Source organism: Flavobacterium calami (genome assembly GCF_038290035.1).
GTDB lineage: Bacteria > Bacteroidota > Bacteroidia > Flavobacteriales > Flavobacteriaceae > Flavobacterium > Flavobacterium calami.
The window spans coordinates 61085-75482 of sequence record NZ_JBBYHS010000022.1; the positions used below are offsets into that span (position 1 = coordinate 61085).

At 33.8% G+C, this 14398-nt stretch carries 14 protein-coding genes and 1 pseudogene; 11 read left to right on the forward strand and 4 right to left on the reverse strand.

From position 1 onward, the window contains the following. The first annotated feature begins 170 nt into the window (after window positions 1-170). Both AAEO57_RS18255 and AAEO57_RS18260 read left to right on the forward strand, forming a co-directional pair. Window positions 171-632: a Panacea domain-containing protein gene (locus AAEO57_RS18255; RefSeq protein ID WP_341694476.1), complete on the forward strand. Its 462-nt coding sequence runs from the start codon at window positions 171-173 to the stop codon at window positions 630-632. A gap of 1 nt (window position 633) precedes the next feature. Further along, window positions 634-990, forward strand: coding sequence for a hypothetical protein (locus AAEO57_RS18260; protein ID WP_341694477.1), 357 nt, complete (start codon window positions 634-636; stop codon window positions 988-990). Window positions 991-1105: 115 nt separating this feature from the next. Here the strand turns inward: AAEO57_RS18260 and AAEO57_RS18265 are convergent, their stop codons facing one another. Continuing rightward, window positions 1106-1624: a CvpA family protein gene (locus AAEO57_RS18265; RefSeq protein ID WP_341694478.1), complete on the reverse strand. Its 519-nt coding sequence runs from the start codon at window positions 1622-1624 to the stop codon at window positions 1106-1108. Between the two features lie 55 nt (window positions 1625-1679). On the opposite strand from AAEO57_RS18265, the gene AAEO57_RS18270 reads away from it, so the two are divergent. From AAEO57_RS18270 to AAEO57_RS18285, 4 genes are all read left to right on the forward strand, one after another. After that, a complete protein-coding gene (locus tag AAEO57_RS18270; RefSeq protein ID WP_341694479.1) occupies window positions 1680-2477 on the forward strand; it encodes a hypothetical protein in 798 nt (265 codons plus the stop codon). A gap of 138 nt (window positions 2478-2615) precedes the next feature. Then, entirely contained in the window at window positions 2616-2972 is a 357-nt protein-coding gene (locus AAEO57_RS18275; protein ID WP_341694480.1) for a hypothetical protein, read from the forward strand. 131 nt (window positions 2973-3103) lie between these two features. Continuing rightward, window positions 3104-4123 (forward strand): phenylalanine--tRNA ligase subunit alpha, encoded by a 1020-nt coding sequence (gene pheS, locus AAEO57_RS18280; RefSeq protein WP_341694481.1) that lies wholly within the window; start codon window positions 3104-3106, stop codon window positions 4121-4123. Between the two features lie 97 nt (window positions 4124-4220). Further along, window positions 4221-4628 (forward strand): hypothetical protein, encoded by a 408-nt coding sequence (locus AAEO57_RS18285; RefSeq protein ID WP_341694482.1) that lies wholly within the window; start codon window positions 4221-4223, stop codon window positions 4626-4628. A 14-nt stretch (window positions 4629-4642) separates the two neighbouring features. Here the strand turns inward: AAEO57_RS18285 and AAEO57_RS18290 are convergent, their stop codons facing one another. The 3 genes from AAEO57_RS18290 to AAEO57_RS18300 are packed head-to-tail and all read right to left on the reverse strand — an operon-like array spanning window position 4643 to window position 6796. Beyond that, window positions 4643-5203, reverse strand: coding sequence for a hypothetical protein (locus tag AAEO57_RS18290; protein ID WP_341694483.1), 561 nt, complete (start codon window positions 5201-5203; stop codon window positions 4643-4645). A 44-nt stretch (window positions 5204-5247) separates the two neighbouring features. Beyond that, window positions 5248-5817, reverse strand: coding sequence for a 5-formyltetrahydrofolate cyclo-ligase (locus AAEO57_RS18295; protein ID WP_341694484.1), 570 nt, complete (start codon window positions 5815-5817; stop codon window positions 5248-5250). Further along, entirely contained in the window at window positions 5804-6796 is a 993-nt protein-coding gene (locus tag AAEO57_RS18300; RefSeq protein WP_341694485.1) for a succinylglutamate desuccinylase/aspartoacylase family protein, read from the reverse strand. Before AAEO57_RS18300 ends, AAEO57_RS18295 begins: the two co-directional genes overlap by 14 nt. 141 nt (window positions 6797-6937) lie before the next feature. On the opposite strand from AAEO57_RS18300, the gene uvrC reads away from it, so the two are divergent. The 5 genes and pseudogenes from uvrC (at window position 6938) to hppD (ending at window position 14228) form a co-directional block, all read left to right on the forward strand. After that, window positions 6938-8731, forward strand: coding sequence for an excinuclease ABC subunit UvrC (uvrC, locus tag AAEO57_RS18305; RefSeq protein ID WP_341694486.1), 1794 nt, complete (start codon window positions 6938-6940; stop codon window positions 8729-8731). 84 nt (window positions 8732-8815) lie between these two features. Beyond that, complete coding sequence (locus tag AAEO57_RS18310) at window positions 8816-11092, forward strand: patatin-like phospholipase family protein (RefSeq protein ID WP_341694487.1); 2277 nt, start codon at window positions 8816-8818, stop codon at window positions 11090-11092. A gap of 214 nt (window positions 11093-11306) precedes the next feature. Beyond that, window positions 11307-12464 (forward strand): homogentisate 1,2-dioxygenase, encoded by a 1158-nt coding sequence (locus AAEO57_RS18315; RefSeq protein ID WP_341694488.1) that lies wholly within the window; start codon window positions 11307-11309, stop codon window positions 12462-12464. Window positions 12465-12722: 258 nt separating this feature from the next. After that, window positions 12723-12983 (forward strand): annotated as a pseudogene (locus tag AAEO57_RS18320) (four helix bundle protein); the annotation flags it as partial. Between the two features lie 84 nt (window positions 12984-13067). Further along, a complete protein-coding gene (hppD, locus tag AAEO57_RS18325) occupies window positions 13068-14228 on the forward strand; it encodes a 4-hydroxyphenylpyruvate dioxygenase (RefSeq protein WP_341694489.1) in 1161 nt (386 codons plus the stop codon). The last annotated feature ends 170 nt before the right edge of the window (window positions 14229-14398 follow it).

Here is a 14398-nt window from a genome sequence, read left to right on the forward strand (position 1 = left end):
GGCTTTACTGGTTAAAATGTTTTAAACGAAGCAAGATAATTTATTTTTGGCGAATATATGGTTTTGAAAATGTAAAATAGAACATAAAGATTCTCATTAGCAAAACAATACCATTGGCAATAGTAAAACCAATCTTATTTTATTAACTTTGAGAAATAATAATCATAGTTATGTCTTATAATCCAACAACAATCGCTAATTATTTTATAGAGAAATATTCCAAAACAGGGAATCTTACTCCTATGAAAATAATCAAGCTTACTTATATTGCTTATGGCTGGTATTTGGCGCTGACAGATAAACAGCAAAGACTGATTGATGAAAACCCGATTGCCTGGGATTTCGGACCTGTTTTTCCTTCGTTGTATTATAGTATAAAGCAATATAAGAAAGAAAAAATCACTGAAAAAATTCCGAATGCGACCAAAAACGAAAAAATCACAAATGAAGATGAAAAGTTTTTAGATAAAATCTGGGACGTTTATGGAAGATTTGACGGGATATATTTGAGTGCTCTCACCCATATTGAAGGGACACCGTGGCAAAAAGTATATCGTAAGGATTCGAATGCTGTTATTTCTGACGATGATATTTTTGAACATTATAAAAAGTTAAAACCAATTTCGAACTAAGATGTCGTTACTTAATTTAAGCCAGATTTCTATTGAAAATAGTGCAGCAGTCAGTCCTATTGATATTGATAATGCCCGTATTCAAAACCAAATCCTTGAAGACAGACTCGGAAATGCAAAAGTGGGTCGGTTTTTAGAAGACACAATCCTGCGAAGATATCTTACCTATATTTTCTCTTTTATTATTTTTCTCTGGCTGGCAGCAGTAATTTCAGTATTGTATTTTAATCACAATCTGGAATTGGAACTTTCAGAAAATGTATTGATAACTTTATTGACAACTTCCTCAGTAAATGTTATCGGAATGATGCTGATTATTCTGAAAAATTTATTTCCACAAGTACCTAATCAGGATTAATAAAAGTAGGGGTTAATGATTTGTCAGGCTGAGTCCATTCAGCTTCGCTCAGGATAAACTTAGTCGAAGCCCTTTAAATTTACAAAGGACCTTAGATTCACTCAGTTGAAAATGATTATTCTTTTTCAGTATTAGCCTTTTTCAGTCTTTCATAGCCCTTTTCAATCGAAGGATATACAAAAGCGGCTACTTTTTTAATCGGATTATAGAAGATATAGTTGTCTAAAGTTTCTTTTTTTGCTAAAGTGTGATTGAAATTCATTTTTTCAAACAGTGCAATAAAAATACTTACGATCAAAACAGTTTTCAACACTCTGAAAAAGCCTCCGCCCAATTTATTGATCCATCCCAAATAAGCAAAATCAGCTATTCCGGTTAAAATTTTGGCTAAGAAATAAACGCCAATTACCACTAAAATAAAAGTCAGGATAAAAGCCGTAACCTGAACCGTGTTCGGATTCCAGGAAACATATTTTACAATAATGTTTTTTAGAAAAGAAGAAAATTTAATGGCTATATAAATTCCTAATAGTAAAGAAATAAAAGAAGCAACTTCTACAAAAAGGCCGTTTTTGATGCCCTTGTATAAACTGAAGGCCAAAAGCGCCCCTAAAATCATATCGAAAAAACTCATGTTGATTAACTTTGAAATGTATTATATATTTCTATTTTTGCGAAAAATAGATAAAATGAGAAAAAGCGTATTAATTAAAAGTCTTTGTGTTTTTTGTGTTGCATTATTGATGTCTTGTTCAAATGATGACGGCGGCAAAGATACTATATCAAATGAAAAATCAGTTCTAATAAAAAAAATAACTGAAACTGTTTATTTTTCCGATGGCTCAGAAACCAGCATAATGGATTTTGCCTATGAGAATAAGATTTTGAAGACTGTTACTACAAATACCCGGTATAAAACGGAATTTTTATATGATGGTGAAAAGATAAGTAAGATGAATTACTTTAGAGATAATGTAGCTTCTGGTTCTGCTGTATTTCATTATAATGGAGATTTATTAAGCTATATCTATTCTGAAGGAGACCCGGATGAAAAAACGGAATATTCATATGTTAATGGAATCCTTACTTCTGAAAGATCAGGTTATATGGATGAAAATAAATATATTATTCAAAGAGAATTATCCATTTCTTCTGATAATGCTAAGAATATAACCCAAATTATAAATAAGTCGTCCTTAACAGGTTCTGAAATAATTTCAAAAAACAACTATTTTTACGATAACAAGAACCACCCAATGAAATTTATGAATAAATATTATCGGATGGTTTTTGTTGTAGAAGGATTTGGTGGACAAACGACGAATAATGTAGTGTCAAGAGAATCCTATTATCCGATTACGAATGAAGTTCCTAAATATTATATTAATGAAATAATTTATAACAATGACAACTTTCCAATAGAAATAAAAAAGATTTCAAAAGAAAGTAATAATGTGATTTCAAAAACGGTTATTGAATATCAATAATAAAATAGGAGCTTAAAGTACTTATTCTGTGAAGTTTTCATATTTTGATGTGATTGGATTTTAACTCCGTATCTTTGCAGGCTAAATTTTATGGTTTTTGAATTTATAATTCACAATTCATAATTCACAATTATAAAAATGTCCAGAGATACACAACTAAAAGAGCGCTGGGAAAAGCTCGTAGATATATTGTCCAATCAGTTTTCGCAAGGCGAAGATTTAGATTTAGATTCCATAATTTACTTAATCGGAGTTCAGGAACTTGGGAAAGTACATCGTGAATTTAAAAAAGACGAAAAACTGAACCTGATGCATATTGCAATCTGCCGTTTATTAGAACCGTACGGATTTTACGAGTTCGAATATTTTGATGAGGAAGGCTGGCCGCACTACAAAGTAAAAGAACAATTACCTCCTTTAAAAGCAGGCGAACAGTCTGTTTTGATGAAAGAAGCGATTGTAAATTATTTTTTAGAAAGAGAACTTATTGATTAAAAACAGATATTGGAGGAAAAATTTTAGATTTAGGTCTGAAAATATAACAGAACTTTAGAAATACTTCTGACTTCTCACACCCAACGTTGCACTTTTTTCCTTAAATTTGTACCCTCAATTGTAGAATGGAAATGATAGACAAGATAAAAGAACATATCGAGGAAGCTAAAGCCTTTAATGAGAAAAACAAAGAATCTTTAGAGAAGTTCCGTGTTAAATATTTAGGAAGTAAAGGTTTATTGAAGGAGCTTTTTACAGAGTTCAAAAATATACCAAACGACCAGAAAAAGGATTTTGGACAAGTAATAAATACTTTAAAAGCGGTTGCTGAAGAAAAAGTAAGAGTTATTCAGGAAGAGCTGGAAAGCAAGGAAGAAGTAAAAGGCTTTTTTGGAGACTTAACGCGTTCGCCTGAGCCTGTAATTATTGGTTCACGTCATCCTATTTCGATTGTTAAAAATCAAATTATAGATATTTTTGCCAACATTGGTTTCAACGTTTCCGAAGGTCCGGAAATCGAAGACGACTGGCATAATTTTACTGCATTAAACTTACCGGAATACCATCCGGCGCGTGATATGCAGGATACCTTTTTCATTCAGACCAATCCTGATGTGTTGTTGCGTACGCATACATCATCTGTTCAGGTGCGTTATATGGAAAATCACAAACCGCCAATCCGTACGATTTCTCCGGGACGTGTTTTTCGTAACGAAGCAATTTCGTCACGTTCCCACTGTATTTTCCATCAGGTAGAAGGGCTGTACATTGACAAAGATGTTTCTTTTGCAGATTTAAAACAGACATTGCTTTATTTTACGAAAGAAATGTTCGGGAAATCGAAGATTCGTTTACGTCCGTCATACTTTCCGTTTACAGAACCAAGTGCCGAGATTGATATTTACTGGGGTTTAAAAACCGAAACCGATTACCGTATAACAAAAGGAACCGGCTGGCTGGAAATTGGAGGCTGCGGAATGGTAGATCCAAATGTTCTTAAAAACTGTGATATCAACCCTGATGAATTCAATGGTTTTGCTTTCGGAATGGGAGTAGAGCGTATTGCAATGCTTTTATATCAAATAGGTGATATCCGTATGTTTTACGAAAATGATGTTCGCTTCTTAGAGCAATTCAAAGCAAATATATAATTAAGTCAAAAAGTCATAAAGTCGAAAGTCGAAAGTCCCAAAATATGGCTTTTGACTTTCGACTTTATGACTTTCGACTTTTAAACTTTTGACTAATATGAAAAAAGATATAATAATCCCCGAAGTTGAAAATGTATTCTTAGCTGCCGTTCAGGAATGGAGCGATGATTTTATGGAAAAAGTCTGGTACGCTTATCTGGTAAACGACAGCGACTTTAATTTAGACAGCGTGATGGTGGTTTCAAAAGCATTTGGAACAATTGAAGGAGAAATGAAAAAAACGTCTATTTTACGTCATGCGTTTGTTGAGGTTCCGGCGGTTTCTGTTGTAAAAATCGAAATGATCGAAAAGAGTCTTTTGGTTTTAAACAATGAATTTATGGTAACATTCTTTATTGGAAACACTTTATACGATAAGAAATTCATCTTCAAATCTAATTTAATCAGTGAAAACAACACTGAAGAAGTGCCGATTTTGTTTGTTGAAGGGGTTATGGTGAAATAGATTAAAAACTGCTGTTAACGGTAACGGTTGTTTTTTTCATATTCTTTTTCTAATTCGTTTTTGTTTAACCAAAGAGGAATCCCAATAATACAGAAAAATAGTGAAGCAAAAAAAACGAATATTCTTTCTCCAGAATTATCCAGTTCATTTATTTTGAATTTATACCGAATGTTTTTATTGATTATTTCAAATGTCTTATCATTAGCTTTTTTTTCAATTATTGCATTTTTAACTATCTTATTTTCATTTTTACTATTTATTAAATTTAGACGATATATTGAACCATCTATCAATTGAATAGCAAAATAAGTTTTAAAATAAGTTTGTTTTATCGGAAGTGTAATAGTATCAAAAATTATTTGTGGTTTAATTTCTGCCTTAATAAATTTTTCGTTTTCTATATTGTCTGATTTATACGGATCAGAATTCTTGGTTCTGATTTGTCCAATTGCTACAATTATAAAGACAGCAAAAATGTGTAATAATAATTTTTTTAAACTTATCCTATTGTCATCTTTGTTTTTTAAAAACTTATAAAAATTAGAAATATATTTGTTTGGTTCTATGTTATACATTTTTATCTATAAATAGCCGTTATGTGCAGATTAGTTTCAAGTTTTTAAAACCTATAAGCCTTCTCCGGCGTCACACAATAATCCAGTTTTACATCCGATTCAAAAACATCATCAATCTGAGCTACAGCTTCAAAAAAGGAAAGCCCGATTTTGATCGTTTCGGGTTTGCATTCAGCTAAAAATTTATCATAAAAACCTTTTCCGTAACCAATTCGATTTCCAAAAACATCAAAAGCCAAAAGCGGTACAAAAACAACTTCAATAGTTTGAGAAGGAACAGGTAAACCATTTACAGGTTCGGGAATATTGTATTCGTTTTTCTTGATTTTAGTATTGTCCGTCAATAGAAAATGAGTCATAATCCGGGTTTCAAAATCACTTTTTGAAATGACGATTTCTTTGTCTTTCCCTGAAAGGAGATGCAGAATATACTCGGTATTTACTTCTTTTTGTTCTTCAATAGGAAGAAAAACATGGTAATACGTTTTGTTCCAAATGGGTAAGGAGATCAATTGATTACTTATTTCAAGACTTTTTTCTTCTATATTTTCCTCAGTAAGTTCTTTTCGGAGGTTTTTATAATGTATGCGAAGTTCTTTTTTATTCGTTGGCATTTTCAGGAATATTTTCGTCAATATTTTTAGAGATATGGTAAATAGCATCGCCTTCATAAACAATTGGCGAATGGTTGGCGTTGATGACAAAACCGTCATGCGGTGCTTTTACTTTTTGCTCAAATTTACCAAAAGGGTCTGTAATTATGGCCAGAATAGTTCCTTTTGTAACAAATCGGCTTACCATATTATAATCGTGCAATAAGCCCGATTGTTTTGCTCTCAGCCAAACGGAATTTTTAATATAGATAGAAGGGAAATCAGCTTTTTCAACAATATGTTTTGGGTCGAGCATATTTAAATAATGAAGCAGACGTTTGGTACCTTTTATACCTTCATTCGCTACAGGATCATTAATGTCTAATGATTTTCCGCCTTCAAATAACAGCATTTTGACTTGGGCTTTTTCAGATGTATTTCTAAAAGAACCATTGATGTTTTTTGAATACAAGGTAAACGGAGCGTTAAAAACATCTGCCAGAAGTTTTAATTCGGGATTGTGCTCTGTAATTCGAATCTGAGGAGCGTTAAACCTGCTTGCGCCTCCAGCATGAAAATCGACTGCATAATCAATTATAGGCAATATTTGATTGGTGATATGAAAAGCGAAACGGCTTGCGAGTGACCCTTTTTTGCTCCCGGGAAAAACACGGTTCAGATCGCGCCCATCAGGAAATTCCCTTGATTTGTTGACAAAACCGTAAATATTAATAATCGGAATGCAAATGATGGTTCCTCTTGTGGGGCGGTTTATTTTTTTACTGATAATCTGTCGTACCACTTCGACACCATTTATTTCGTCGCCGTGAATTCCGGCTGAAAATAAAACTACTGGGCCATCAATTTTAGACCTTCGAACAATAATCGGGATATTAAGTTTGGTTGTAGTATGCAATCTGGCGATTTCTACATTGATCGTTTTGTTTTCTCCGGGCAAAATCGATTCGCCAAAAAGAACCATTGGGGCATTGTTTTTCATGTCGGATTTTAAACAGGCTCTAAATATAGAAATTATTCTTTTGATTTCGTAAATTTGAAAAGATTTCAGTGTTAAGCTTCCTAATGTAAATTGGAATATATTTGACAATGATATTTTCCTTATCTCCAGAAATAAAACAGCATGCCAATACCGTCATTAGAACTTCAGATTCAGACCCTGCCGGACAATCCCGGTGTATATCAGTATTATGATAAAGACGGAAAGATATTATACGTAGGAAAAGCTAAAAACCTGAAAAAAAGGGTTTCTTCCTATTTTAATAAAATTCACGATACGGCCAAAACCAATGTGCTGGTAAAAAAAATTATTACCATCAAACACATTGTCGTTCCTACCGAAACCGATGCGCTTTTATTAGAAAATAATCTAATTAAAACCTTGCAGCCTCGTTATAATGTGCTGCTTCGAGATGATAAAAGTTATCCCTGGATCTGCATTAAAAAAGAACCTTTTTCGAGAATATTTCTAACGAGAAGAATGGTGAAAGACGGATCTGAATATTTTGGGCCGTATACCAATTTTAAAATGGTGTATACGATTTTAGATTTAATCAAAGAATTGTATCCGTTAAGAACCTGCAATTATGATTTGAGCGAATCGAACATCAATTCGGGAAAATTCAAGGTTTGTCTGGAATACCACATTGGCAATTGCAAAGGGCCTTGTGAAGGTTTAGAACCTTTGGAAGAGTATCAGAGACAGGTCAATGCGATTCGTGAAATCCTCAAAGGGAATTTTAAAGAAAGTTTAAAGGATTTCAGGAAACTGATGAATACTTATGCTCAGAATTTACAGTTTGAAGAAGCACAGAAAATCAAAGAAAAAATAGAAGTTTTAGAAAATTATCAATCCAGATCGACCATCATCAATCCGAAGATTACCAATATTGATGTTTTCTCGATTGTGTCTGATGAAAGTGCTGCCTATGTCAACTTTTTACAAATATCGCACGGATCGATTATTCGTTCGCATACTTTGGAAATAAAGAAAAAACTGGATGAAAGTGACGAGGAATTATTAGAACTGGCCATTGTAGAATTGCGTGAACGTTTTCAGTTATTATCAAAAGAAATTATTGTTCCTTTTGAAATGGATTTAGGCGAAAACATAAAAATAACTGTTCCGCAGCTTGGAGACAAAAAACAGATTTTAGATTTATCGATCCGAAATGCCAAATTCTACCGAATTGAACAACTGAAACAGTTGCAAATCGTAGATCCTGACAGACATGTAAATCGTATCATGGCACAAATGCAAAAAGACCTGCGTTTGCCAACTGAGCCAAGACACATAGAATGTTTCGATAACTCGAATATTCAGGGAACAAATCCTGTGGCAGCCTGCGTGGTTTTTAAAGACGGAAAACCAAGCAAGAAAGATTACCGTCATTTTAATGTAAAAACCGTTGTAGGGCCTGATGATTTTGCTTCAATGACCGAAATCGTGTATCGCCGTTACAAAAGACTATTGGAAGAAAATGAACCGCTTCCGCAGCTGATTATTATCGATGGAGGAAAAGGACAGTTATCGGCAGCATTAAAAAGTATTGATGAGTTAGGACTGCGTGGTAAAATTGCGATTATCGGAATCGCAAAACGCCTTGAAGAATTGTTTTATCCCGGCGATTCGATTCCGTTATATCTCGATAAAAAGTCAGAAACATTAAAAGTAATCCAGCAATTACGAAACGAAGCCCATCGCTTCGGAATCACTTTTCACCGTGATAAACGCAGCAAAGCCGCTCTTAATTCCTCTGTTGAAAGTATTCCGGGTATTGGTGAAAAAACCATGCTTGCGTTAATTCAGCATTTCAAAAGTGTTAAAAGATTGAAACTGGCTACTGAAAAAGAAATTTCTGCTGTAATTGGAGCATCAAAAGCCAAAAAAATTGTCGAATTTTACAAAATCAATTAGTAGATTTTTATGCGCCTAATCCAGCTGTTCATTTCAAATACTCGGTCAAAAAGCTTTTTTTCCAATGCAAAAAAAGGAGCTTCTTTGGTCGCTCTTTTTTTACAGGAAAAAATAGCTTTTTGTCTCTCGCAGTTTTCCATTTCCATCTGGGGCAGGGTATTGGTGGTTTTAGTGCTATTGTCGTTTACTTCCCAAAATTCTTTTTCACAAGAAAAAAAACAAGACAGCATTAAAAGACCAAAAATAGGTTTGGTTTTAAGTGGTGGTGGAGCCAAAGGATTTGCGCACATTGGTGTTCTTAAAGTTTTGGAAGAAGCCGGATTAAAAGTCGATTATATTGGCGGAACCAGTATGGGAGCCATAATAGGAGGGCTTTATGCAACAGGGTATAATGCATCACAAATTGACTCTATTTTTAAGAGAACCAATTTTGACGAACTAATTAATGATTACATTCCAAGGGCGTCTAAAAATTTCTATGGTAAACGAAATGATGAATTGTATGCGCTTGTGCTTCCATTTAGTAATTTCAGAATCGGAATTCCGGAAGCGCTTTCAAAAGGGATGTACAATTATAATTTACTGAGCAGCCTGACCCGTAATGTACGTCATGTACGCGATTTTAATCAGCTGCCGACTCCTTTTTTATGTATCGGAACCGACATAGAAACCGGTAAAGAAGTATTGCTGAATAAAGGAAATCTTGCTCAGGCTATGGTAGCAAGTGCCGCTTTTCCGTCATTATTTTCACCTGTTGAAGTAGACGGAAAATTATTAGTTGATGGTGGAGTTGTAAACAACTATCCGATTAAAGAAGTTCGTGATCTGGGAGCAGATATTATCATTGGAGTGGATGTTCAGGATGATTTGCTGACCCGTAAGAACCTGAAAAATGCGACTAAAATACTGGTTCAGATTACCAATCTTCAGTCTATCGAGAAAATGAAGGCAAAAAGAGAGGATACCAACATTTACATAAAACCCGATATTCGTGATTTTGGCGTTATTTCATTTGATAGAGGTGGTGAAATTATCAGAAGAGGAGAGGATGCGACATTTGAGGTATATGAAAAAATAAAAGCTCTAACCAATGAGCAGAATTTTTATAAGAAGCCGAAGTTGAAATTAGCTTCCGATACACTTCAAATCAAGAAAATAAACAATACTAAACTCGAAGATTATACCAAAGAATACATCACAAGTAAACTCAGGTTCAAACCAGGAAGCACAATAACTTATGACGAACTCAAAAGAGGGATTAATAATATAAATTCAACACAGAATTTTAGTGCTATTTCGTATTCGCTTGATCCTAACGGAGACAAGGAAGATTTGAATCTTACCCTGAAAGAAAACCCGACGCATACTTATTTGAAACTGGGACTGCATTATGACGGTCTTTACAAAAGTGCTGTTCTGTTAAATCTGACTCACAGAAAAACATTTCTTAAAAATGATAATACTTCTCTGGATATTATTTTAGGTGATAACTTCAGGTATGATTTTAATTATTATGTAGAAAACGGATTCAATATCAGTTTTGGGTTTAACTCCCGGCTTAATCAGTTTAACAGGAATATCACACAAAGTATTAACGACAAATCTGAAGGGAGCGAAGATAGTTTGATTAACGTTGATTTTATGGATATTACGAATCAGGCTTATTTTCAGACCATTTTTGTGCAAAAGTTCCTTATGGGCGGCGGTTTCGAACATAAGTTTCTGAAAATAAAATCACCAACATTAGAGACAGCCTCAACAATTGATGAGAGTAATTATTTTAGTGTTTTTGGATATTTAAAGTATGATTCTTACGATAATAAAAGTTTTCCGAGATCAGGTTGGTATTTTTCAGGAGACGTGCAGACCTATCTGGCTTCTTCTGATTATACAAATCAGTTTAATCCTTTTTCTACAGCAAAAGCCGAAATTGGAATTGCGAGAACTGTTTTTAACAAAGCAACCATAAAATTCCAGTCTGATATTGGATTTGCCTTTGGCAATGACAGCGTGCCTTTTTTTGATTATATTCTTGGAGGATATGGTTATCAGAAGATAAATAACTTCAATTATTTCTATGGGTATGATTTTTTAAGTATTGCAGGGGATAGTTTTATAAAAGCTGCAATAACTTTTGATTACGAGATATTTAAAAGAAATCATCTTAATTTTTCTGCAAATTATGCCAATCTGGGTGATGATCTTTTTAGTACGGTAGACTGGATTGATATGCCAAAATATTCCGGTTATGCCGTAGGGTATGGTTTGGAAACTATCATTGGTCCTATTGAAGTCAAATATTCTTGGTCGCCTGAAAATCCAAAAGGATATACCTGGTTTAACATCGGATTTTTGTTTTAATTTATAATTTAAATCGATAAAAATTACGATATTTGTTGGGATGAAAACAAAATGGACAGGTTTATTAGAGTATCTTCAATTCCTCATCAAGAGAAATCCTGAGTGAAACGGCCGAATTGGGATAATTAGTCAATGATACATTGAGCTGATTATCTGTTCACACAATTCAAATTTTTCGAATTATCTAATTTATAAATTATCTAATTGAAAAGCCATGCCACTATATCACAAACTCGGAAACTTTCCACAAAAGAGACACACTCAGTTCGAAAAACCTGATGGAGGTTTTTACTATGAACAATTGTTTGGTACCGAAGGTTTTCATGGACATTCTTCCTTGTCATATCATATACACAGACCTACACAGGTTAAAGAAATTTTAAACTCTTATTCGGTTGAACCCAAAATTGCAATCGGAAAAAATATAAAATCACTACTGTTTAAAGGTTTTGAATTAAAGCCAGAAAACGACTTTTTAGACAGCCGCAAAGCCATGTTGGTTAATAAAGACTGCATCATTGGTCTGGCTGCGCCGAAAGAATCACTTCGAAATTATTTCTACAAAAATGCCGATGCCGATGAAATGCTTTTCATTCATAAAGGAAAAGGAAAATTAAGAACCATGTTAGGAAATATTCCGTTTGAATATGGTGATTATTTAATTATTCCTAGAGGTATCATTTACCAAATAGAATTTGAAACGGAAGAAAACCGACTTTTTTATGTCGAATCGTATTCTCCTTTTTATACTCCCAAACGTTATAAAAACCAATCCGGTCAGCATTTAGAACATGCTCCATTTTGCGAACGCGATTTTATTCTGCCAAACGAATTGGAAACACATGACGAAAAAGGTGATTTTTTAATTAAAATCAAAAAAGAAGGAATGCTTCACGAAGTCGTTTATGCCACGCATCCTTTTGATGTTGTGGGTTGGGACGGTTATAATTTTCCATACGGATTTTCAATTCATAATTTCGAACCTATAACCGGTCGTGTGCATCAGCCGCCACCGGTACATCAAACTTTTGAAACGGCTACTTTTGTCGTTTGTTCTTTCTGCCCAAGACTTTACGACTATCACCCGAAAGCAATTCCGGCACCTTATAATCACAGCAATATAGATTCTGACGAAGTGCTGTATTATGTAGATGGTGATTTTATGAGCCGTAATAATATTGAGCAGGGTCATATCACTTTACATCCAAAAGGAATTCCGCATGGACCGGCACCTAGTGCAATGGAACGCAGCATTGGTCACAAAGAAACTCAGGAATTAGCTGTTATGGTTGATACTTTCAGACCGCTTATGGTTACGGAAGAAGCTATGGGTCTTGATGATGGACAGTACTATAAATCTTGGACGGAGTAATTTTTTAATGTGCCAATGTGTCAATTCGACAATTAGATAATTAGTAAATGTGCCAATTTCACGATTAGATAATTTAATTAAAAACTGTAATTTTAAACCTACAAAAAAATTTTCTCATTATCAAATTTCCTAATTATCTAATTAAAAAAAATGACTTTCAATGAAAAATATAAAGACAACGTTCTTTTAATAAAAACCTTCAATTTTGCATTAAATATAATTGACTACACAACCGAACTTTAAAATCAAAAGAAATTCGTAATTGCAAATCAGTTACTTAAAAGCGGAACATCAATTGGGGCAAATTCAAAAGAGTCACAAAACGCAGAAAGCAAAGCAGATTTTATTCATAAATTAAAAATTGCAATTAAAGATGCAGACGAATCAGAATATTGGTTGTTTTTATGCGATGCGCACAAAGACTATCCAGATTGCAAAGGTTTATTAAATGAATTATCAGAAATTTTAAAAATTTTAAATAAAATAATATCAACATCAAAAATGAGTGCAATTAGATAATTTGTCAATGTGCCAATTAGAAAATTATTTTAATTATCTACATTTCAAAATTATCTCATTATCTCATTTTCTAATTATCAAATTATGTCAAAAGAAGTAAAATCAGTAGAATACGGATTAGAAAAAATCTTTGAAGGAGCACAGGATTTCCTTCCATTATTAGGAACAGATTATGTAGAATTCTATGTAGGAAATGCCAAACAATCTGCACATTATTACAAAACAGCTTTTGGTTATCAGTCATTGGCTTACGCTGGATTGGAAACTGGAGTAAAAGACAGAGCGTCTTATGTTTTGAAACAAGACAAAATCAGAATTGTTTTGACAACGCCTCTTACGGCAGATTCTCCAATAAACGAACATCTTAAAAAACATGGAGACGGTGTAAAAGTGGCCGCACTTTGGGTAGAAGATGCTACAAAATCGTACGAAGAAACCATGAAACGTGGCGCACGTTCTTTTATGGAACCAACTGTTGAAGAGGATGAATTTGGACAAGTCATTCGTTCGGGAATTTATACTTACGGAGAAACCGTTCACATTTTTGTGGAAAGAAAAAACTACAATGGTGTTTTTCTTCCCGGGTATAAAGAATGGAAATCTGACTACAATCCGGAGCCAACCGGATTAAAATACATTGACCACATGGTTGGAAACGTAGGTTGGAACGAAATGAATACTTGGGTAAAATTCTACGAAGATGTTATGGGATTTGTAAACTTCCTTTCTTTTGACGACAAACAAATCACTACAGAATATTCTGCTTTGATGAGTAAAGTAATGTCAAATGGAAACGGAAGAATTAAATTTCCAATCAACGAGCCGGCAGAAGGAAAGAAGAAATCACAGATTGAAGAATATTTGGATTTCTACGGCGGACCTGGAATTCAGCATATCGCTATTGCTACAGATGATATTATTAAAACCGTATCGCAGTTAAGAGCTCGCGGTGTAGAATTTTTATCTCCTCCTCCTCATACTTATTACGAAGCAATTCCGGAAAGATTAGGTGTTCACATGAATATGATGAAAGAAGATATTAATGAAATTGAAAAACTTGCCATCATGGTCGATGCTGACGAGGATGGATACTTATTACAGATTTTTACGAAGCCGGTACAGGACAGACCGACACTTTTCTTTGAAATTATCCAAAGAATGGGGGCAAAAGGATTTGGTGCGGGGAACTTTAAAGCTCTTTTTGAGTCTATTGAAAGAGAACAGGAGTTAAGAGGAACTTTGTAAAATTAAGTTTTTTTTACATTATGTAAAAAAATCCCCTATAAATTGATGATTTTAATGCAAATGTTTTGTTAAACTCACTTTTTCCTATTTATTATTTAAACTTTGTGTCTATCTTTGCACTCGCAAATCTGGAAGGGGTGGTTTCCTTCCGAATTGATATAAATTTTCAT